Origin of the sequence: Neorhizobium sp. R1-B (genome assembly GCF_004368875.1) — a bacterium.
GTDB lineage: Bacteria > Pseudomonadota > Alphaproteobacteria > Rhizobiales > Rhizobiaceae > Neorhizobium > Neorhizobium huautlense.
Map to the genome: position 1 here is coordinate 173,455 of NZ_SOEM01000006.1, position 20,183 is coordinate 193,637.

General features: G+C 59.3%; 20 protein-coding genes. 11 read left to right on the forward strand and 9 right to left on the reverse strand.

What is annotated here, in order from left to right:
* Nucleotides 1-212 precede the first annotated feature (212 nt).
* Nucleotides 213-1,658, forward strand: coding sequence for a hypothetical protein (locus tag EDE05_RS11405; RefSeq protein ID WP_134101090.1), 1,446 nt, complete (start codon nt 213-215; stop codon nt 1,656-1,658).
* 64 nt (nt 1,659-1,722) lie between these two features.
* On the forward strand, nt 1,723-2,439 hold the full coding sequence (locus EDE05_RS11410) for a ThiF family adenylyltransferase (RefSeq protein ID WP_166675448.1): 717 nt from the start codon (nt 1,723-1,725) through the stop codon (nt 2,437-2,439).
* 254 nt (nt 2,440-2,693) lie between these two features.
* On the opposite strand, the gene EDE05_RS26800 is transcribed toward EDE05_RS11410, so the two are convergent.
* Nucleotides 2,694-2,849 carry a hypothetical protein gene (locus EDE05_RS26800; protein ID WP_166675449.1) on the reverse strand — a complete coding sequence of 52 codons (156 nt, stop codon included), beginning with the start codon at nt 2,847-2,849 and terminating at the stop codon, nt 2,694-2,696.
* 289 nt (nt 2,850-3,138) lie between these two features.
* Nucleotides 3,139-3,477 (reverse strand): hypothetical protein, encoded by a 339-nt coding sequence (locus EDE05_RS11415; RefSeq protein WP_134101095.1) that lies wholly within the window; start codon nt 3,475-3,477, stop codon nt 3,139-3,141.
* Between the two features lie 703 nt (nt 3,478-4,180).
* Between EDE05_RS11415 and EDE05_RS11420 the strand changes: the two genes are divergently transcribed.
* The 3 genes from EDE05_RS11420 to EDE05_RS11430 all read left to right on the forward strand — a co-directional run bounded on the left by EDE05_RS11420 (nt 4,181) and on the right by EDE05_RS11430 (nt 6,437).
* The gene (locus EDE05_RS11420; protein WP_112797045.1) at nt 4,181-4,417 is read left to right on the forward strand and encodes a hypothetical protein; all 237 of its coding nucleotides are present in this window, start codon (nt 4,181-4,183) and stop codon (nt 4,415-4,417) included.
* 82 nt (nt 4,418-4,499) lie between these two features.
* On the forward strand, nt 4,500-4,763 hold the full coding sequence (locus tag EDE05_RS11425) for a hypothetical protein (RefSeq protein ID WP_105370927.1): 264 nt from the start codon (nt 4,500-4,502) through the stop codon (nt 4,761-4,763).
* A gap of 525 nt (nt 4,764-5,288) precedes the next feature.
* Entirely contained in the window at nt 5,289-6,437 is a 1,149-nt protein-coding gene (locus EDE05_RS11430) for a mandelate racemase family protein (RefSeq protein WP_134101098.1), read from the forward strand.
* A 21-nt stretch (nt 6,438-6,458) separates the two neighbouring features.
* On the opposite strand, the gene EDE05_RS11435 is transcribed toward EDE05_RS11430, so the two are convergent.
* From EDE05_RS11435 to EDE05_RS11465, 7 genes are all read right to left on the reverse strand, one after another.
* A complete protein-coding gene (locus tag EDE05_RS11435; RefSeq protein WP_245519895.1) occupies nt 6,459-7,496 on the reverse strand; it encodes a dienelactone hydrolase family protein in 1,038 nt (345 codons plus the stop codon).
* A 14-nt stretch (nt 7,497-7,510) separates the two neighbouring features.
* On the reverse strand, nt 7,511-8,260 hold the full coding sequence (locus tag EDE05_RS11440) for a FadR/GntR family transcriptional regulator (protein ID WP_134101103.1): 750 nt from the start codon (nt 8,258-8,260) through the stop codon (nt 7,511-7,513).
* 30 nt (nt 8,261-8,290) lie between these two features.
* On the reverse strand, nt 8,291-9,049 hold the full coding sequence (locus tag EDE05_RS11445; protein ID WP_105370931.1) for an ABC transporter ATP-binding protein: 759 nt from the start codon (nt 9,047-9,049) through the stop codon (nt 8,291-8,293).
* Entirely contained in the window at nt 9,046-9,903 is an 858-nt protein-coding gene (locus EDE05_RS11450) for an ABC transporter ATP-binding protein (protein WP_134101106.1), read from the reverse strand. Before EDE05_RS11450 ends, EDE05_RS11445 begins: the two co-directional genes overlap by 4 nt.
* A 28-nt stretch (nt 9,904-9,931) precedes the next feature.
* Nucleotides 9,932-10,801, reverse strand: a complete 870-nt coding sequence (locus EDE05_RS11455; protein WP_134101228.1) for an ABC transporter permease — start codon at nt 10,799-10,801, stop codon at nt 9,932-9,934.
* A 37-nt stretch (nt 10,802-10,838) separates the two neighbouring features.
* Nucleotides 10,839-11,855, reverse strand: a complete 1,017-nt coding sequence (locus tag EDE05_RS11460; RefSeq protein ID WP_134101109.1) for an ABC transporter permease — start codon at nt 11,853-11,855, stop codon at nt 10,839-10,841.
* 61 nt (nt 11,856-11,916) lie between these two features.
* The gene (locus EDE05_RS11465; protein ID WP_134101111.1) at nt 11,917-13,521 is read right to left on the reverse strand and encodes an ABC transporter substrate-binding protein; all 1,605 of its coding nucleotides are present in this window, start codon (nt 13,519-13,521) and stop codon (nt 11,917-11,919) included.
* 320 nt (nt 13,522-13,841) lie between these two features.
* On the opposite strand from EDE05_RS11465, the gene panC reads away from it, so the two are divergent.
* From panC to nadC, 6 genes are all read left to right on the forward strand, one after another.
* Nucleotides 13,842-14,717: a pantoate--beta-alanine ligase gene (panC, locus tag EDE05_RS11470; RefSeq protein WP_134101114.1), complete on the forward strand. Its 876-nt coding sequence runs from the start codon at nt 13,842-13,844 to the stop codon at nt 14,715-14,717.
* Complete coding sequence (gene panB, locus EDE05_RS11475; RefSeq protein WP_105370936.1) at nt 14,714-15,535, forward strand: 3-methyl-2-oxobutanoate hydroxymethyltransferase; 822 nt, start codon at nt 14,714-14,716, stop codon at nt 15,533-15,535. The genes panC and panB overlap by 4 nt, the downstream gene beginning before the upstream one ends.
* 123 nt (nt 15,536-15,658) lie before the next feature.
* Nucleotides 15,659-16,573 (forward strand): hypothetical protein, encoded by a 915-nt coding sequence (locus EDE05_RS11480; protein WP_134101231.1) that lies wholly within the window; start codon nt 15,659-15,661, stop codon nt 16,571-16,573.
* A gap of 67 nt (nt 16,574-16,640) precedes the next feature.
* A complete protein-coding gene (nadA, locus tag EDE05_RS11485) occupies nt 16,641-17,612 on the forward strand; it encodes a quinolinate synthase NadA (protein ID WP_134101117.1) in 972 nt (323 codons plus the stop codon).
* On the forward strand, nt 17,609-19,150 hold the full coding sequence (locus EDE05_RS11490; protein ID WP_134101120.1) for an L-aspartate oxidase: 1,542 nt from the start codon (nt 17,609-17,611) through the stop codon (nt 19,148-19,150). Before nadA ends, EDE05_RS11490 begins: the two co-directional genes overlap by 4 nt.
* 1 nt (nt 19,151) lies before the next feature.
* Nucleotides 19,152-20,006 (forward strand): carboxylating nicotinate-nucleotide diphosphorylase, encoded by an 855-nt coding sequence (gene nadC, locus EDE05_RS11495; RefSeq protein ID WP_134101123.1) that lies wholly within the window; start codon nt 19,152-19,154, stop codon nt 20,004-20,006.
* The last annotated feature ends 177 nt before the right edge of the window (nt 20,007-20,183 follow it).

Consider the following 20,183-nt stretch of genomic DNA (forward strand, 5'->3'; position numbering starts at 1 on the left):
TTGAGCCGCGGCCCTCTTTTAACGGAAGTTTCACGCGGTACTGGCGTGCCGATGACGGGTCCACAAGAAGCTCCTCTCAACGAAAGACAAGACGAGATCGGTGGTTTTTAAACCGGATTGGCCGCAGGTACGGCCGTTCCGGAGCAACCATTCTTCCCGAAATGACGGGTCTCATGATGAGACTTGAAGCCTGAGGGATGAGGAGAACTAAGATGTCTGCTTATCAGATCGAGCAGTTGGCGGATCAGGCCAGGGCCTTGCTCCGGCGCAATCCGCTCTTTGCAAAGTCCAGTTCCGTGAACGCCGCCGCAGCTGGCAATATGCTGAAGCGGTTGCCTCGTTATGCCCGAATTCTTGCTGCCGCATCCGAACTGCCAGATTGCGGCGAGAGGGTGGAGGCGTTGGCCGGTTATTTCCCCGGCCTGGCGGATGGCGGATACCGTGATGCCGAAACGTTCCTGCCCTTTTCAGCGTTCCTGCCCGTGCGAAGCGACCCCTACCGATCTCCCGCTCTGACTGCCTGGATGGATGAGCTTCAGCGGGGGCTGGAAAGGTATGTCGACGGTGCCAGTTCCGAGGTCGTGGATCATAACCTGCAGCCTCATCTATTGGCCGAGGACCTTGCGCTCGAACGCCATCCGGTTCGGCGGCTGACCTGCGGTATCGGTCTTGTTCCGGCCGCTAGCATGGCAGCAAGCCGAACGATGCAAAAGCGCATCGCTGGTCTGCCAATCGGCCCCGACCTCGAATATGCCCGGATGAGCGACCGTGACCGGGAGCGGATCGCCGATCATCTCGAGAAGGCAATCGCCTTGATATCGGCCGTCGATCCCGCAGGCTATCAACGGCTGACTGCGGGTCTTCATACGCTCTACATCGGAACCAGGCATGGCGCGACCAACTCGTTCTCCAGCTCGGAGGATCTGCCGGCAAGTGCCGTCGTAGTTCTGTCACAGGAAAGGTTGGACGCCGAAGATTATCCGGCAACTGCAGCAGAACTTCTGCGCGAAGTGGGCCATGTCCTGCTGCAGTTATACACGAGCGCGGCGGTGTCACCGCTGCCCGCCGAACTCCGGTACGTATCGCCATACACCCACAGCCTACAGACGCTCGAAAGCATCCTGCACATGGCCTACGCCGTTCCCTGGGAGTGCGCCGTTCGCATCGCATGCTTGCCTTTCAGAGCACCGCCTGAGCACCGTGCACGGGAAGCTGCATTTGTTATTGCGTATGCTGCCCGTCTGATTCCGCTCATCGATATCGCCCGTGAGGGGATCGAGCGTCTGGGCGGCGATGTCCTTCTCGACCTCCGGGACATCGCCGTCATTCCTTCCTGGGGCGCCGGGGTCTTGGCGCTTGTCGACCGGCTCCTCGAATGCGAGCCGGCGGCTCGGCGCCAGGCCTATTATGCCCAGCGTCTGTGTGTCGTGGATCGTCAGGCCTGGGACCTTGGGCAGGCGCTTCTGCGGGGCGAGCAGCCCATCGATCCGAGAATGGGCCGTCCAATGCTGCAGAGCACCGGCGAAGGTCTCAGTCTCTGGTACGACGGCCGCCTCCACATGATCCGCAAGGCCGCCAGTCGGCCTCCCGATTGGCACGACATTCGAGTTGCCACGCCGGCGGAGACGCCGAGTCCGATCCTGATGGAGCGCGCGTGATGGGCAAGCGCGGTTCCTGTGAATTTTCAGCAGTCTGCGACTGGATCAAGCAAGGTGAATGATGATGAAAGCCTTTGAATATCATGCCGATCTGTTTGATGCCGTTCACGACACGGATTTCGTCATTGTCGGATGCGGAAGCCTCGGTTCCCAGATCGCTTCCCAGCTTGCGGCACTCGGGGCTCGCCATTTTTTCCTGGTGGATGGCGACCGCATCGAAGAGAGCAATCTGGGACGACTGAGCTGGGCAACGACACGAGATATCGGTCAATTGAAGAGCGACAGGTTGGCGACTTATCTCGCCTCCCGCTTTTCTGCGGTAGTTGCAATCATGACCCGGTTCGCCGACGGGGCGGAGGCCGCCCGGCTCATTCTGGCCCGTACGCGTAAACCATTCCTGATACTTGCGGAGGACAGTGTTTCTCTGGCTCCCCAATTTCTTGCCGAATATCACGCGGCGGCCCCGGTGCCTCCACCTTACCTGCATGTCGGCCAGAATGGTTCTATTTGTGTCGCCGGCCCGCTGGTGGCGCAGCCGGATGATGCCTGCCCTTTTTGTTGTGCGACGTTGCAGGCACCGATCGACATGGGCGACGTAGGCCGGCCGTCGCCGGCCGATAATGCTCTGATTGCCTGTTTTGCGGTTTCCCAGATCGCCATCGAGCGTCTTACCCACCGCAGTTCATTGCGCGGCCATCGCTGGCTCTTTAATCCCGCTGTGGGTAGCGCTTCGCTTCATGCCGTTGCCAAGAGCCCTGATTGCAAGGTGTGTCACCCATGAAGCCCCTCTTTCCTTGGGACTACCCGAAATCGCGCTCTGCGTAGTCCAGTGACGCTGACGTTACTCAACCCGGTTCTATAGACGATATATGCCAAACGCAGTTTCGCGCAGATATCACTCGTCCCTCCATGCACATATTTCATGGCCGGCATGAGATCGGGAAGCGATGCGAAGGAGCAGGCGCAGCGTTCAGGCGAAAGCGTCGTTCGACAAGCCGGAAACGGAGTAAGCCCATAATTGTAATGAAGTCCAATCTACGGGCTGCGTGTGATCGGTGAAGGAATCAGTTTTATTGCCCCCGTTATCGTCAGATCAACCGTTTCAAGACGGTCCAGCGCCACAGAGATGCCAAAGAAGAGCAACGCGATAATCGGAATAAGGAAGAGCAATCCAGCGTTTTGCCCGCGCATGTCAAACTCCACACTAATTGACGCGTGGACAATCGCCATTTCAAGTTTAACGATGGGTTAACATGTCTCGGTTTTGCACAGGACGCGGAAGTCAAGCTCGTTTCTCGAAACATCCGCGCCAACACGAGGACTGGTTAAGGAGTGTTACCCTGTGTTAGGTGCGGTCGCCGGCGGCGGCGTCTCATCGGAGGGCGTGCTTGGTCCTCTCATAAGAAAGGCGGCAATCAAGGCCACTATGAGCACCACGAGCACGCCAATGATTGCGTTCTTGGCCATTGTGGCTACCTTATTAGAAACTTGGCGAATACCACATGGCCATCGCGATCAGCGAGGCGAGGGCGACGTTTAGGCCAATGTATAAAAGCCAGTCGTGACGATTGTGCCGTAAGCGGTTCATGTTCATCATCCTCCAGATGAAGAACATCGCATCGATCGTGCGGTTCCCGACGACATTTAACGGCAAGCCGGGTTGTGGAATTTCTGGCTCGCATCTATCGAAGATGAACCATTCCATAGGATCAATGCCTCGCTCGTAAGCCAATCCCAAATAGGGTCTTGCTTCAGGTCGATAGGGCAGGTTCGTGAAGCATGCCTGCCGGGAAGGAATCTGACCGGTTCGCAGGGACATCGGCCTACCCGTCAGCGTTTGGAACCGCGTCCGGCAGCCCCGTTCGACTCAGGGCTGAACTTTCAGTTGGCGTTGAGGCGTCGTCCGACTTGGTATCAAGCGGCTGATTTGTTTCGAATTCGTCAGGCCTCAGGCACTGAAAACTCAGCTGAGCGATTTGAAGAAGAGATGATTAGTATTTATACTTTTGCTTAGTATTGTGGATCTCGTGGAACGGCAATTCGTGCGGCAAAATTCCGTTGCGTTGTTATCGGTTGCAGGAATGACGCTTCAGGTTCAGTGACGCTCAAAGTTATACTCTATCACATTCTTTCCAGGGTTTTTTCTTATTACCTCCGTTTTTTACGGAAGTTTAACGCCGTTTTGGCGGGACGATGACGGATTTGAGAGAAATTCCCCTCACGAAAGACGGTGAGAGAACATAGTCCGGTTGGCTGGCTTTGGCCGCCCCGGTGGCAACCGCTCCATCGGCGGGGGTATCAGTGCTCCTTAAGAGCTTGATGCCGGTGAGGCGGGTCCTCATGCCTACTTTCGTCTCCGAACGATGAAGAGCTCACAGAGAGCTTCGGCAAGACCGTTCAACGGGCCGAGAGGAGATCCTCCAGTCATTCGGGAAATTGATGACGGCGACTGTTGTTTCGCCGGACTCAAAATCAAACACGACGTCCGCAGAAGCGGGTTTCGCCAAACAATGGAGTGAAAAATGACTGTGCCTATAGAAAAGATCGCCTTCCTCGTCGCTGCGGCCTGCATGGCCTCGTTTGCCGGACATGTGCTTGCCTATGATGGCCACCGGTTGACGACTGCAGACGAGGTTTCGTTCGCCGCCCAGGTGAGTGTCGCCGAAGCGGAGACAAAAGCGGATGTCACACGGGAGGCGGCACGGGTCCGCACCCCGACTCGTCGTGACAACCGGTTTGCCGGCGACGAACAGAACTGAACCCCGAAAATTCAAACAGTTCATTCAAGACATCGATCGGTTGGGTCGCACCAGGAACCGATCAGAAAAAGGAACGACTATCATGAAAAACTCTGTCATCTCCACCATCTTCGCCACTCTCTTGGCATCCACCGTTGCAGGCGGTGCCTTTGCGCAGGAGGGCGAGTATTATGAGGGCGCCTCTCGCGACCGCGACTATCTGACTGTCACGACGGATTCGCTGGGCATCCCCTCCGTTACCCGTTACGGCTATCCGCCGTTGAAGAAGGCTCCGGGTCTCGATCAGCCGGCATCTCCGATGATCGACAGCGGTGACTATTACGACGGCGCAGCTCGTCCCCATTAATCGCAAAGAGATTGATATCGAGCGCCGGGACCTCCCGGCGCTCTTTCCGTTGCCACACCATCGACATGGCTTCCTCCGCTCCCCGATGATATGGCGCTGGGCGATCGACAGGCAGCTATTCCTGGATGCTGGTTGTCATATTATGACATCGGGCACTTATAGTACCATGGAGTCGCCCAGGCTATGCCTCGCAGGTGTGCCACGTTGTGGCGAACTCAGAGCATCCTCGCTAAAAGCCTTCAAAGGTACGCCGCCTTGCCAATGCTCGGAGGTGAATACGAAATTGGCGCACCCTGCCAATATGTTGAAAAATTCATTGACGCCCGTTTCCTATCTTATAATATGACATTGGATAATAGATATTATAAGATGGCGGATCAGATCGACGCGGTTCAATTTTTGTCTGGGGCGGAAGGCGCATCAGCGACCGATAGGGTGTTAAGTTGAAGAATATGCACCCGCTCACCATTCAAAGGCGCCTGCAGGCCGTAAAGATTCGCCTCAGCTTGTTAACAGGAGAACTGATTGAAGATCGCAGACGTCAATGTGCGGGTATTTTCTTATACCACGCGCCGGCACCAGGACAGCGCGGGCCATGCCCATCCCGGTCCGCCACACAAGGTCAACCAGGCCCTGCTCACGATTGTCGCCGATGATGGAACCGAAGGTTATTGCTTTGCACCTCAGGAAGTCATCCGTCCGCACGTCATCGATAAGTTTGTGAAGAAGGTATTGGTCGGGGAAGATCCGTTCGCCCGCGAACGGCTGTGGCAGGATCTTGCCCACTGGCAGCGCGGCAGCGCCATGCAGCTGACTGATCGCGCGCTCGCGATCGTCGATTGCGCGCTCTGGGATCTGGCCGGCCGCAAGCTCAACATGCCGGTCCACAAGCTGATAGGCAGCTATCGTGACAAGATTCCGGCCTACGGCTCGATCATGTGCGGCGACGAACTTGAAAACGGTCTGGCCACACCGGAGGATTACGGCCGGTTCGCCGAAACGCTCGTCAAGCGCGGCTATAAAGGTATCAAGCTGCATACCTGGATGCCGCCCGTTTCCTGGGCGCCTGATGTCAAGATGGACCTGAAGGCCTGTGCCGCCGTACGCGAAGCGGTCGGCCCGGATATCCACCTGATGATCGACGCTTTCCATTGGTATACCCGCACCGAAGCGCTGGAACTCGGCAGGGGGCTGGAAAAGCTCGATTTCGACTGGATCGAGGAGCCGATGGACGAGCAAAGCTCTGCCTCCTACGCCTGGCTTGCGGAAAATCTCGACATTCCGGTGCTCGGGCCCGAAAGCGCCGGCGGCAAGCACTTCAGTCGCGCCGAATGGATCACTTCCAAGGCTTGCGACATCCTGCGTACCGGCGTCCACGATGTCGGCGGCATCAGCCCGGCTATGAAATGCATGCATCTGGCCGAATCCTTTGGAATGAATTGCGAAATCCATGGAAACGGCGCTCCGAACCTGATCATCGCGGCCTGCACCAAGAATGCCAAGTGGTACGAGCGCGGCTTGCTGCATCCGTTCCTCGAATATGATGACGGCTTTGAATATCTGAACGCTCTTGTCGATCCGATGGACGAAGACGGTTTCGTTCACATCTCGGACAAGCCGGGTCTTGGCGAGGACATCAACTTCGAATTCATCAATGCAAATCTCGTTGGCTGACAGCCGGCGAGAGGACTGATGTCAGATTACGCGATCGAGCCAGTCGATCGCGTAATCCTGCTGATCGGCAGGGAAGCCATGGGCGCCCGGCAAGAGATGCGTCTCGACCCGTTCGATGGCACCGGCTGCATTCCAGATGTCATGGATCTGCCGATGCGCTGCCAAGGCGGTCGCTTCGGGAAAGTGCCGATCCTCTGCGCCGCTGAAGATCAATGCCGGCTTTGGCGCCGCCAGACCCGCAAAATGCGGGTAGTCCAGCTTTCCGGCGATCGTCGGATGCAGCATGCAGAAAGCCGACTGGCCGCGAAGCTGATTGTTGCCCGGCTGCATGAGACCCTCGAGGGTCCCCATCCAACCGCCCGCAACACAGGCTTTGACGTGATCCGAAAGGGCAGCCAGCTGCCAGGCGCGTGAGCCGCCCATGGAATAGCCGAAGCTCGCAACGCGGTTCACGTCGACGCTCGGGAGCTCGCAAAGCCAGGCGAGCGCCTCCAGGTCTTCGCGCAGAATGACCGAGGCAAGTGAGACGCCGAACTGCATGAGGTTGGCGGCCAGCGCCTGTTGCGCCTCATAGCCGTTGCCCCTCCGGCTTCCCCAGCCGAGCGCGTCGGCGCACAAGACCGTATATCCGCGCCTGGCAAGTTCGTTGCCCACATGGCGCCCGCCATAGAGCTTTGTGGTCCATTGTTTGATGTCCGCACCAATCTCGGGCACCTCGCCTGGGCGGCTGATCATCTTTTCCTTGCCGATAGAGAAAAAGGAACCATGGTCGTGCAACAGCAGGGCTGCCGGAGTCGGCGCAGTCGTAGTCGGGCGCAACAGGTAGGCGGCGGTTCTTTCGCCATTCGAAAATCGGAGTTCGAGTTGCTGGCCGATACAGCCGTCTGCAGTCCACTCTCCGGTGACCGAAGCGTTCGCAGGTATGATCCTCTGAGCGTTTAACGCGCCCCGCACCCGTTTTCTCGTGCGTCTCTTCCAATCCGGAAAACTATCCTTCTCCGGGTCGAAGTTCCAGGCGAACGAGAGGTTGTCGCGCATCCTCGTTGCAAGACTGGACATGTTCTCGCTGTCGATCACGGCCCGCGTCGCACCCTTTCGATATGCCGTTCACGGCTATCGCTCAGGTGTTTGCGCATGGCCGCGCGGGCGCCTTCGGCGTCGCGTGCTTCGATCGCATGCAGGATGGCGCGGTGTTCTTGGTTGACGCGAACGAGATGTGCCGAAAAGGTCTCGTCACTGACCTGATGCGCCTGAAGCCGCATGCGGGGCATCAGGGTTTCGCCGAGATAGTTGAATATCCCGTAGAAATGTTCGTTCTGGCTCGCGGCGGCTACCGCACAATGGAAGCGAAAATCATCCTGTGTGTCTCTGCGCACCTCACGGGCAGCCAGATCCATCGCTTCGCATGCCGCGATCATCGCCTCGATATCGGCCTGCGTGCTTCTTTCTGCCGCAAGGGCGGCCGCTTCTGACTCGATGCCGATGCGCAGTTCGAGCCCTTTCAGCACGTTCTCGACCATCATCAAGCTTTCGTCGCCCAGTCGGAACGGCGCGACGCCCGCGTCCTGGCGAACGAAAACGCCGATCCCGTGATGGATCGACACATGGCCGCTGGCTCTCAGATTGGCGATCGCTTCGCGTATGACCGTCCGGCTGACCCCGAGATCTTCGATCAGCTCCTTTTCCGTGGGAAGCTTCGATCCTCGTGGATACATCTCGAGCTTGATCCGCTCGGCTATGGTGCGCACCACCTGCGAACTCAGCGTCTCCCTCCTGTTACGCAGAGAGGACGGCAGACCCAGTTTTTCGCCTTCGGTTAACATCCAAGACACCTCCCTGCCAGATGCGGAGCTTTAAACAGCCTGATCGTATTCGAGGCTCGCCTGGATCAGTTCCCTCGCATAGGGATCCTTGGCCCGGCCTGTTGCGAGCACCTCACGGCCCATGACCTCGACCACCCGGCCGTGCTGCATGACCGCCAGCCGCTCGCACATATGATCGATAACGGCAAGATCGTGGGAGACGAAAAGATAGGTGAGATTGCGCCTGGCCCGCAGATCGGCCAGCAGGTTCAGCACTTCCGCTTGGACCGAGACGTCAAGCGCCGAGGTCGGTTCGTCGAGAAGCAGGATGCGCGGTTCGAGGATGAGCGCGCGGGCGATCGCCACGCGCTGCCGCTGGCCGCCGGAAAGTTCGTGGGGATAGCGCGACAGGAAATCCGGATTGAGCCCGACATCGACCAATGCCCGCTCCATGCGGTCCATCTGCCGGTCCATGCGATGGATGCGCAGCGGCTCCTGCAACGCGGTGCGGATCGACTGACGGGGATGCAAGGAGCCGTAGGGGTCTTGGAAAACCATCTGGACCATCCGGCAATATTCGGCAAACGGCATGTTCTTGACAGAGCGGCCCTCGAGCTCGATGTCGCCTTCCCACAGCGTGAGGAGGCGGGCGATGCATCGCAGGATGGTCGACTTGCCTGAGCCGGATTCGCCGACCAGGCCGAAGGATTCCCCCGCTTCGACCGAAAAGCAGACATCTCCCAGGATTCGCTTCTTCGCCGAACCATAGCCGAGATCGATCGAGAGATTGCTGACATCGATGGCGGTCATGGGCGCACCTCCTTGACGACGGCTGGAGAGGTCTCACGGCTCAAGACCGGAAGCGGCCTGCGGCTGCCGCCGATATGGGGCTGGGCGGCGAGCAGTCCTTGGGTATAGGGATGGGTGCAGTTCCTCATGTCGCGAGCGGCACGTTCCTCAACGACTTCGCCGTAGCGCATGACCAGCACGCGGTCGCAGAAATTGCGGACCAGATTGAGGTCGTGGCTGATCATGATGAGCCCGATACCCTTGTTTGTCACCAGTTCGTTCAGGATGTTGAGAACCTGCATGCGCACGGTAACGTCGAGAGCGGATGTCGGCTCGTCGGCGATGATGATCTGCGGTTCCGGGATCAGCATCATGGCAATCATGATGCGCTGGCCCATGCCGCCGGACACTTCATGGGGATAAAGACCGAACACCCGTTCCGGATCGCGGATCTTCACCGCCTCCAGCATTTCGAGCGTCTTCTGCCGGGCGATCTGGGCGGAGGCCCGGTAGTGGACCCGATAGGCCTCGGCGATCTGGTCGCCGACCCGGTGGACGGGGTTGAGCGAAAATTTCGGATCCTGCAGGATCATCGAGATGCGCCGGCCGCGGATCGACAGCATCTGCCTTTCGTTAGCGGCGAGAAGGTCGGTGCCGCTGAAGTCCATGCGGTCGGCTTCGATTTTCGCCGTCGGTAGAAGCTTCAGCAGCGCGCGGCCGATGGTCGACTTGCCAGAGCCGGATTCGCCGACGATGCCGAGGCGCTCGCGGCCGAGATCGAAGGAGACGCCTTTGACGACCGTGTTGTAAGCCTTGCCAGCACGATAGCTGACGCGGAGGTTTTCAACACGCAGGAGAGTTTGGCTGTTGTCCATGGCGGAAAATCCTAACGCTGTTTCGGGCCTATCTTTGCTTGGGATCCAGCGCGTCGCGCAGGCCGTCGCCCAGAAGGTTGAAGGCGAGGCTGACGAGCAGGATGGCGCCGCCCGGGAAAGCGACCAGCCACCAGTTGTCCAGCATATAGCGCCGGCCGGTCGCGATCATCGCGCCCCATTCCGGCAGCGGCGGCTGAGCGCCGAGACCGAGGAAACCGAGGCCGGCAGCGGTCAGGATCACGGTCGCCATGCTGAGTGTGATGCGGACAAGCACGGAAGGAAGGCACATCGGCATGATCGACTTGACGATGATGCGCAGCGGGGAAGCACCCTGCATGCGGGATGCCGAGATATAATCCGCGCCCCGAAAAGTCAGCGTTTCGGCGCGCGCCAGACGGGCGATCGGCGGCCAGGCGGTGAGGCCAATGGCGATGATCGCATTTTCGAGTCCCGCCCCGAGGGCAGCGACGAAGGCGAGCGACAGAATGAGGCTCGGGAAGGACAGGAAAATATCGGTGATACGCATCATGATCGTATCGTACCAGCCGCCGAAATAACCGGCGGTCGTTCCGACGACGAGGCCGACAGGCCCGACGATGACGGACACGATGGTGATGATCGTCAAGCTTATACGGGTGCCGTAGATGATGCGGCTCAGGATGTCACGGCCGAGCTCGTCTGTGCCGAACCAATGCTGGGCGCTCGGCGCCTGTAGCGTCTGCCCGAGATCGATAACGTTGGGGTCGTAAGGAGCGATCAGCGGCGCGACGAGTGCTGTCAGGAGCAGGATGCTGATGACGATGAAGCCGAAACCGGAGGATGGGTTGCCGAGAAGCTCACGGATGACCGCCAACAGCCGGTGAAAGGCCGAATTTCGGTGTGAACGGGGGCTTGGCATGGCGACATCCTGCATGGAGAGAAAGCTGACTGTCATCTCACCGCGTCCTTGGATCAAAAATCTTGTAGAGCGCATCGGAGAGCAGATTGAGCGCAATGAAGATGATGCCGACGAGAAGCACGCAGGTCATCACCGCGTTCATGTCGCCGATCAGCATGTTGTTGGTGATGTATTGACCGAAGCCCGGCCAGGAGAACACGGTCTCAATGAGCACCGCCCCTTCAAGCAGACTGCCATAGGCGAGTGCTACGATGGTGACGAGCTGCACGCGAATGTTGGCGAAGGCATGATGCCAGACGGTGCGCCCCTTCGACAGACCTTTGACACGGGCGGTGATGATGTATTCCTGGTTCAGCTGGTCGAGCATGAAACTGCGGGTCATGCGGGTGATATATGCCATCGACGAATAGCCGAGGATGCTTGCGGGCAGAAGCAGATGATTGACGGCGTCCCAGAAGACTTCCCAATCGCCTGCCAGGACGGCATCGATCAGCAGGAGGCCTGTGGTCTCCGGCACGAGGCCGATGTAATAGTCCGATAGGCGACCACCGCCGCCGACCAGATCCAATACCGCATAAAAGACGATCAATCCGATCATGCCGGTCCAAAAGATTGGCATAGAATGACCGATGAGGGTGACGAAGCGGATCACATGATCGACCGGCCGATTGCGGCGCACCGCCGCCAGGATGCCGAGCGGGATACCGAAGCCGGCGCCAAAGAGAATGGCAAATGTGGCAAGTTCGATCGTTGCCGGCATGACATGCAATATGTCGTTGATCACCGGTTGCCCGGTGCGGATCGAGATGCCGAAATCGCCATGCAGAAGGTCGTTCATGTAGCGGATGAACTGCTGGTAGAGCGGCAGGTGGGCGCCGATCCGCTCTGCGACCATCTCATAGGTGGCCTGATCGGCCTCTTCGCCAACGATCGCGCGCACCGGGTCGACCGGCATGAGCCGACCAATGCAGAACGTCAGGATCAGCAGGCCCACAAGAGTCGCCAATATCGTGCCGGCCTGCCGCGTGAAAGCGGATAGACGCTCGTTTCCCATGGGGCACCTCGATAGCGTATTGTGAAAAGCCGCAGCGCCGGCGGCGCTGCGGCATCTGCGATTACCGCTCTTTTTTGACCGTCCGCAGCTGCGTAGACCAGGACGGGTTCAGTTCCAGCCCCTTAATATCGGCGCGGAAGCCGACACTGTCGACCACCTCGGAGAATGGCTGGATTGCTGGTACCATCTCCGCGTAATAGCTCTGGATATCCTGGTAGCTCTTGAGCTGTTTGTCCTTGTTGCCCTCGATCAGAGCCTCGTCGACCATCTTGTTGATCTTTTCATCGTAGAACGACGTGCGCCAGCCCTGGAAATTAGTCAGCTTGGCCTGATCCGAATTGTCGGGATTGTAGACGATTGCACGCAGGTTGGAGTCTGGATGCGGGAGCTGTCCGCCGCCGCCGCGACCGACGATCAGCTCATATTTGCGCTCACGCATCGCACCATAGATCTGGTCGCCGGCGCCGGTGATGATCTCGGCTTTGATGCCTGCCTGAGCGAGTGTAGCCTGGATCGCCGTTGCGGCATTCATGAACGGGACGTCCGAGATTGCTCTCAGCGTCGTCGAGAAGCCGTCCGGATAACCTGCCTCGGCCAACAGGGCCTTGGCCTTTGCGACGTCGAGCTTGTAGCCCGCATTGGGAAGGGCGCCGAGCAAGCCCGTCTGGATAGGGCGGTCGCGGAGCCTGCCGAAATAGGGCAATACGCTGTCATTCAGCCCCTGGTAATCGATCAGATAGCGAAGCGCCTCGCGGACCTTGGGCTTCTGGAACTTCTCATCTTTCATCGACACCGCGAGGTAATAGAAGCCGCTGCCGCCGTTGGTTTGGATCTTCACGTCCTTGTTGGCCTCGAGTGCCTTCAGGTCTGCTGCCGACATGGAATAGGCGATATCAATGTCGCCTTTTTCGAGCATCAGCCGCTGGCTCTGCGATTCAGCGAGATGCCGCATCATGATGCGCCGCATCGCGGGCTTCTCGCCCCAATATTTCGGATTTTGTTCCAGCGTGACCCGCTCGTTGGATTGCCATTGACCGAGCGTAAAGGGACCCGAACCGGCCGAGTTGTTGGTGAGCCAGGCAGCACCCATGTCCCCATCCTTGTCGTGCTCCATGACGGCCTTGCTGTCGAGAATGGAGCCGGGACCGACGATGCCGAGCGTCTGGACGATGATCTGCGGATCGACCTTTTTTGGCAGCCTGACGACCACGGTCTGATCGTCGGGGGCGGTGAAGCTTGCGTCCGCATTTGCAGCGGAGAAGCCATGCGTCTTGAGGAACGACGCCTGGGCGAGATTGAGTTTCATCAGGCGCTTGAAGGACCAGATCACATCGGCCGAGGTGACCGGATTGCCGGAAGCGAATGTCGCGCCGCTGCGCAGTTTGAAGGTTATTGCGGAATTGTCGTCACTGATGGTCCAGCTCTCCGCAAGCTGCGGATCGACCTGGGACCGGTTGGTGGCATTCAGCGCAACCAAGTTATCATATATGTTTGTGAGAACCTGTACGGTTTCTTTGCCGGTAATAGCCGCTGGGTCGAGCGTGAGAATGTTGTTCATCGAGAAACCAACGACCAGCATGTTCGGTGGGGTTTCTGCATATACCGGTGGCGAAAGCAGTGTAGAGCCCAGCAAAACCGGGGCAACCAGTTTGAGAAGTGACTTCATGATCGATCCTCCCTTGCGCTGCAGGTCTCCTCACCGGCAGCTTCAAATGTCCTAATTGTGATATGACGTCTTATGACATGTGTCAACCTGCCGTCTGGGCGGCCGTGTGATGATTCAGCAGGACGGCGGGAGATTTTCGGCCAAGCGCCAAGTGCACTCGCCACAGGCGCAGCGAGTGGCGCTCTGCCAGGCAGCGACAACGCGCATTGCTCTTCAAGCGAATACGCGGCCGGTGCTAATCGTTATTAATACCCCGCGTGCATTGACCAAGGCAGGGGTTGGTATTACGCGCCCTGGCCAAGCTTGATCATGGAGGGATTATGCGTGTCATTCGTGCCATTGGCGAGCTGCGGGAACATCTCCGGCAGCTTACGGCGACCGGAAGAAGTGTCGGGTTCGTTCCGACCATGGGCTATCTACATTCCGGCCATATGGAACTTGTGAAGCGTGCGAGAGCGGAAAACGAGGTCGTTGTTGCCTCTATTTTCGTAAACCCGCTCCAATTCGGTCCCAACGAGGATCTGGCGAGATATCCCCGCGACCTGCCGCGCGACAGCGGCATGCTCGAAGAAGCGGGCGTCGATATCCTGTTTGCCCCGGGTGTCGAGGATATGTATCCGCGCCCGATGGAAACCGTGGTTGACGTCCCAGGGCTCGGAGGCGAACTTGAAGGCGCGGTTCGGCCTGGGCACTTTGCCGGCGTTGCGACGGTCGTTTGCAAGCTTTTCAACATCGTCCAGCCGCAGGCGGCTTATTTCGGCGAGAAGGATTATCAGCAGGTCATCATCATCAAACGAATGGTGGAAGACCTCGCCTTGCCGGTCCATGTCGTTGCCGTGCCGACGGTGCGGGATAAAGACGGGTTGGCGCTATCGTCGCGCAACGTCTACCTCACTGAAGCGGAACGAGCTGCGGCAGTCATCGTGCCGCAGGCGCTTGCCGAAGCCGAACGGCTGGTTGCGGCCGGCTTGGGGGACCCGAATGAGCTTGAGGAAAAACTGCGCGCTTTCTTGGCGCGCGAACCTTTGGCATATACGGAGGTCGTCGCAGTGAGGGACGCTTCGACATTGCGCCCCGTCAGTTCAATCGACGAACCGGTTGTCGTGGCTCTTTTTGTCCGCTTCGGCTCCACCCGATTGCTAGACAACAGGGTTATCTCAGGCCCTCGAAAGAGACTGGAAGGAATTGTCGAATGAGCGCTGTGGGAGGACAGAAGCGGCTGACACCCCCGCGCATCCGGGCGATGAAAGGCGGCGATCCGATCGTTTGCCTGACCGCCTACACCACACCGATGGCGCGGTTGCTCGATACGCACTGCGACCTGCTGCTCGTGGGGGACTCGCTCGGCATGGTGCTTTACGGGATGCCGACCACGCTCGGCGTCACGCTGGATATGATGATTGCCCATGGACAGGCGGTGATGCGGGGCGCAGCCAATGCCTGTGTCGTAGTCGACATGCCGTTCGGGACCTATCAAGAATCGAAGGAAGTTGCGTTTAGAAATGCCGCTCGTGTCCTTCAGGAAACGGGGTGCGACGCCGTCAAGCTGGAGGGTGGAACGGAAATGGCCGATACAATCGCCTTCCTGACTGCGCGAGGAATCCCGGTCCTTGGTCATATCGGCCTGATGCCTCAGCAGGTGCACACTGCAGGCGGCTACCGGTCGGTCGGACATTCCGAACAGGAAGGTGCAAAGCTTCGTCGTGACGCGGCCGCCATCGGCACTTCAGGTTCTTTCGCCGTCGTCGTCGAAGGAACGGTTGAACCTCTGGCCCGCGAACTGACCGGGTTGATCGATATCCCGACGATTGGCATCGGCGCATCTTCCGCCTGTGACGGCCAGATTCTGGTTTCCGATGATATGCTGGGACTGTTCAACGACTTCACGCCGCGGTTCGTCAAACGATATGACGAGCTTGGCCAAAGAGTATCGAAGGCTGTCGAGGAATATGCCCGTGAGGTTCGTGCGCGGGAATTTCCGGCGGAGCAACATACGTTTAAGGCTCGGCCATAATACTCTCCGCCTCCCAAGGCCTCGAAAGCTTTCGTTCGCCACTGCGTTTACGAATGCCGGGACGCCTCCAGCTCTACCAATTCGTGCGCTGCTGGTTATAAAGGCGGCCGATACCAGTTGGAGATGATCCGCGTGACGGTCGGCCTTGCCCTTGCTGAACTCATAGCCGTGCTGACCGCCGTGACCCAAGGGGAGCCCAAGGTCATGACGGTGAGGCGAGGGGAGGCTCTGCCCTCCGGTCCGTTCGAGCTCGGCCACCGAAGCCTGCAGTCCGGCCTGCGGGAGTGGGTTCAGGACCAGACCGGTCATCCCGTCGGCTACCTGGAGCAGCTCTACACATTTGCAGATCGAGACCGCACTCACGAGAGCGCCAAGCGGCGCTCGATTTCGATCAGTTATCTCGGTCTTGTTCGCGAACAAGCGGCTCCCGGTGCAGGAAAACCGGGCTGGCATGGCTGGTACGAGTATTTTCCCTGGGAGGATCACCGGAACGGCAAGCCCGCAGTCCTCTCCGACATTTCCGACCAGCTACAGGCCTGGGCAGAGGCTGAATTGCCTCGCCGCGAGCATCGGAAGCGCCGCGTGGAGTTCGCCTTCGGCCTTCACGATGCGGCGTGGAACGAGGATCTCACCTTGCAGCGCTACGAATTGATGTATGAAGCCGGACTGGTCGCCGAGGCGGGTCATGGAGCAGCCGAGATCTCCAGTGGACGTCCGATGTTTGCCGACCATCGCCGCATTCTCGCAACCGGAATCGCCCGCTTGCGGGCCAAGATTAAATACCGCCCCGTTGTCTTCGAGCTCATGCCTGAAAGCTTCACGCTCCTGCAGTTGCAGCGCACTGTGGAAGCGCTCGCAGGCTTAACGTTGCATAAGCCGAATTTCCGTCGCCTGATCGACCAGCAGCAACTGATCGAGGAAACCGGCGAGGTCACCAGCGAAACCGGCGGTCGTCCGGCGAAGCTCTTCCGCTACCGTCACGCCGTGCTCGAGGAACGTGCTTTGTCCGGCTCGAAACTTCCTCTCTCGCGCAATTGACATAAACTCGAATAGAGAATATCTCTGTGCCCAGGATATACTCATCCAGAGTATAAGGAGAAAGCGCGTGCACACTTCGATTTCCGCATCCTCACTCTACGATCGCGTCAGTCGCGTCATTCCCAGGGCCGAGTGGATGACTTTTGAGGAAGATATCGATGCGATCCTGGCTTTGAAACGCTCGCGCAACGCCGTCATCCTCGCCCACAACTATCAGACGCCGGAAATATTCCACGGCGTTGCCGATATCATCGGCGACAGTCTCGCGCTGGCTCGCAAAGCGGCCGAGGTGGATGCCGACGTGATCGTTCTCGCGGGCGTCCATTTCATGGCCGAGACCGCCAAGCTCCTCAATCCAGGAAAGACGGTGCTGATTCCCGATATGGAGGCAGGTTGCTCGCTGGCGGAGTCGATAACGCCAGAGGATGTTGCCTTGCTCCGGCAGGCGCATCCGGGCGTGCCCATTATCACCTATGTCAACACATCGGCTGCCGTAAAGGCTGCTTCCGATATCTGCTGCACATCCGGAAACGCAAAGCGGGTCGTTGAGTCGCTCGGCGTGCCGAAGGTGTTGATGATCCCGGACGAATATCTTGCGCAGAACGTGGCCCGCGAGACGAATGTCGAGGTCGTCGCCTGGCACGGGCATTGCGAGGTCCACGAACTCTTCAGTGCGCAGGATGTCCGCGACCTTCGAGAGGCTCATACGGGGATCACGGTCCTGGCCCATCCTGAATGCCCCCCGGATGTGGTTGCGGAGGCCGACTTTGCCGGGTCGACGGCCGTCATGTCGGATTATGTCGCCGAGAAGAAACCGGCAAGGGTGGTGCTGCTGACGGAATGCTCGATGAGCGACAATGTCGCGGTACATCATCCGAATGTAGAATTTATCCGCCCCTGCAATCTCTGCCCTCATATGAAGCGCATCACGCTTTCCAATATCCGCCGTGCGCTTGAGGAGAATCGCCACGAGGTCACCGTCGATCCGTCGATCGCGGCCGCCGCCCGTCGCTCGGTCGAAAGGATGCTCGCGATATGATCGACGAGATCAGGCACCTCAGCGGACAGGTCGCCGTCGTCGGCGGCGGGTTGGCGGGACTGATGGCGGCACTTACGCTCGCTCCGCAGCCTGTGGTTCTGGTGACCAGAGACGGACTTGGCCAAGCGACTTCGAGCGGCTGGGCGCAGGGTGGCATGGCGGCAAGCCTTGCCGATGACGACAGTGCCGAGCTGCATCTTGCCGACACGCTTGCTGCGGGTGACGGTCTCTGCGACCGGGCCATTGCCGGTTCGATCCTCCGGGATGCACCGCTTGCCGTCGCGGCGCTGGAGCGCCACGGGGTCCGGTTTGATCGAGCGGATGGCGGCGGTTATGCGCTTGGACTTGAAGCAGCCCATAGCCGCAGGCGGATAGTGCATGTGGCGGGCGACGGTTCCGGCGCGGCGGTTATGAAAGTGCTCGTCGAAGCGGTTCTGAAAACACCGTCCATCACCATTCTCGCGCATGTGGAGGTGCGCCGCATCCTGATGGAAAACGGAGTGGTCGCCGGACTGCTTTGTGCGACCGGCCGCGGACCTGCGGTCTTGCGGACGTCGCGTGTCGTTCTGGCGACCGGCGGCCTCGGTGGCCTTTATGATGCGACCACGAACCCGCTCGGCAATTTCGGTCAGGGCATTATGCTGGCGGCTCGGGCCGGTGCTGTCCTTGCCGATATGGAGTTCGTGCAGTTTCATCCGACGGCGCTTGATTCATCGCGGCGACCGCTTGGGCTGGTCAGCGAGGCGGTGCGCGGCGAGGGCGCGATCCTGGTAAACGAACGGGGCGACCGTTTTCTTGCCGGAGAGTCAGGCGCTGAACTTGCGCCACGGGATATCGTGGCGCGTGCCATCGCGGGAGAGATCGCGCGCGGCGGCCGCGTCTTCCTGGACGCCCGGCGGGCGCTTGGAAGCCGCTTCGCCAACCGTTTTCCAACAATTGCCGCCCTCTGCCAAGAGGCAGACATCGATCCGTCATGTGAACTCATCCCGGTCCGGCCCGCCGCTCACTACCACATGGGCGGCGTTGCAACGGATAACAGCGGGCGGAGCTCGGTTGACGGGCTGTGGGTCGTTGGGGAGGCCGCTTGCGCGGGGCTTCACGGTGCCAATCGGCTTGCCAGCAACTCGCTGCTCGAAGCAGCCGTCATGGGTATGCGGGCGGCACATGACGTTGCGAGCATTCCGGCAACTGAGGTCGCAACGGTTGCGCCTGCCACTTTGCCTATGCCACCGGATCTGTCCGCCGTCCGGCCGATCGTGTCCCGCCATCTCGGCGTATTGCGTAACGCCGAGGCCATCAACAGCGCCATCGCCAGCCTGCTGCCGCTGGTGGAGAGCGAAGGGATAGGCGCCGACCCGGCAATTGTTGCATTGCTGATCGCAGTTTTTGCAAGCTTGCGACAAGAATCCCGCGGCGCGCACGCACGCACCGATTTTCCAGCCAAGCTTGCCGATACACAGCGGCGCAGGATGAGCCTTGCCGAAGCGCTGCATGTTGCTCGCTTCACCGTCCGCCAACCGCTTGCTAGGACTGCGTAACATGAAACTTGCTGCTCTTCCCCGCATTGTCGTCGAACCTGCCGTTCGCGCAGCTCTCATGGAGGACCTCGGGCTTGCCGGCGACCTGACTTCGGCGGCGGTGATACCCGAAGATCATCGCTCGACTGTCGTCATGGCTGCCCGCAAATGCGGTGTCGTCGCCGGTCTCGATGCCGTTGAACTCGCATTCGCACTGGTTGATTCCAGGATTTCGGTAACGCGCCACGTTCCGGACGGCGGCAGCGTCCAGCCGGGCGAGGTCATCGCAACCTTCGAAGGGCCATCGCGGGGGCTCCTGACTGGCGAGCGCACGGCGCTCAATTTCCTGGGTCATCTCTCCGGTATTGCCACGGTGACGGCTAAGATCGTTGGCGCGATCAAAGATACGAAGGCCGCAGTGGTCTGCACCCGCAAAACGACACCGGGTTTGCGGGCTCTTGAAAAATATGCCGTCCGGGCGGGTGGTGGTATGAACCACCGGTTCGCCCTGCATGACGCCATTCTGATCAAGGACAATCATATAGCCATTGCCGGGGGCGTTTCCGAAGCCATCCGGCGCGCAAAGTCTGTCGCAGGCCATATGGTAAAAGTCGAAGTCGAGGTCGATACGCTCGACCAGCTTCGGGAGGCAATGGAAGTCGGGGTGGATGCGGTGCTGCTCGACAACATGACGCCGATTCAACTGCACGAGGCGGTGCATTTCGTCGCCGGGCGCGCTATTACCGAAGCTTCGGGCGGCATCACGCCTGAAACGGCGGCATCCGTGGCGGCATCCGGCGTCGACCTGCTCTCCTTAGGCTGGATCACCCACAGCGCGCCAACGCTCGACATCGGACTTGACTTCGTCGAAGCATGAAGACGCAACGGTTGCATGATCATGACCACTCGGGCGGCACCTCCGAGCCGCTTAAGGGTCATGTTTTCGAGCTGTCAGTAACGAGGTTTTATCGCAGATAACTGGCTGACGCATCAAGCTGACCTGAATTGCTCTGCACTGGGCAAAAGTCGCTCTTTGACATTGGCTGGTTGCCCG

Coding starts and splice junctions, on each gene's coding strand:
- EDE05_RS26800 (WP_166675449.1), bottom strand. CDS start 2,849: ATGCGCGGGCAAAACGCTGGATTGCTCTTCCTTATTCCGATTATCGCG.
- EDE05_RS11490 (WP_134101120.1), top strand. CDS start 17,609: ATGATCGACGAGATCAGGCACCTCAGCGGACAGGTCGCCGTCGTCGGC.
- EDE05_RS11440 (WP_134101103.1), bottom strand. CDS start 8,260: ATGTTAACCGAAGGCGAAAAACTGGGTCTGCCGTCCTCTCTGCGTAAC.
- EDE05_RS11415 (WP_134101095.1), bottom strand. CDS start 3,477: ATGTCCCTGCGAACCGGTCAGATTCCTTCCCGGCAGGCATGCTTCACG.
- EDE05_RS11420 (WP_112797045.1), top strand. CDS start 4,181: ATGACTGTGCCTATAGAAAAGATCGCCTTCCTCGTCGCTGCGGCCTGC.
- EDE05_RS11435 (WP_245519895.1), bottom strand. CDS start 7,496: ATGTCCAGTCTTGCAACGAGGATGCGCGACAACCTCTCGTTCGCCTGG.
- EDE05_RS11450 (WP_134101106.1), bottom strand. CDS start 9,903: ATGGACAACAGCCAAACTCTCCTGCGTGTTGAAAACCTCCGCGTCAGC.
- EDE05_RS11410 (WP_166675448.1), top strand. CDS start 1,723: ATGAAAGCCTTTGAATATCATGCCGATCTGTTTGATGCCGTTCACGAC.
- EDE05_RS11460 (WP_134101109.1), bottom strand. CDS start 11,855: ATGGGAAACGAGCGTCTATCCGCTTTCACGCGGCAGGCCGGCACGATA.
- EDE05_RS11465 (WP_134101111.1), bottom strand. CDS start 13,521: ATGAAGTCACTTCTCAAACTGGTTGCCCCGGTTTTGCTGGGCTCTACA.
- panC (WP_134101114.1), top strand. CDS start 13,842: ATGCGTGTCATTCGTGCCATTGGCGAGCTGCGGGAACATCTCCGGCAG.
- EDE05_RS11425 (WP_105370927.1), top strand. CDS start 4,500: ATGAAAAACTCTGTCATCTCCACCATCTTCGCCACTCTCTTGGCATCC.
- nadC (WP_134101123.1), top strand. CDS start 19,152: ATGAAACTTGCTGCTCTTCCCCGCATTGTCGTCGAACCTGCCGTTCGC.
- panB (WP_105370936.1), top strand. CDS start 14,714: ATGAGCGCTGTGGGAGGACAGAAGCGGCTGACACCCCCGCGCATCCGG.
- EDE05_RS11445 (WP_105370931.1), bottom strand. CDS start 9,049: ATGACCGCCATCGATGTCAGCAATCTCTCGATCGATCTCGGCTATGGT.
- EDE05_RS11455 (WP_134101228.1), bottom strand. CDS start 10,801: ATGCCAAGCCCCCGTTCACACCGAAATTCGGCCTTTCACCGGCTGTTG.
- EDE05_RS11480 (WP_134101231.1), top strand. CDS start 15,659: ATGATCCGCGTGACGGTCGGCCTTGCCCTTGCTGAACTCATAGCCGTG.
- EDE05_RS11405 (WP_134101090.1), top strand. CDS start 213: ATGTCTGCTTATCAGATCGAGCAGTTGGCGGATCAGGCCAGGGCCTTG.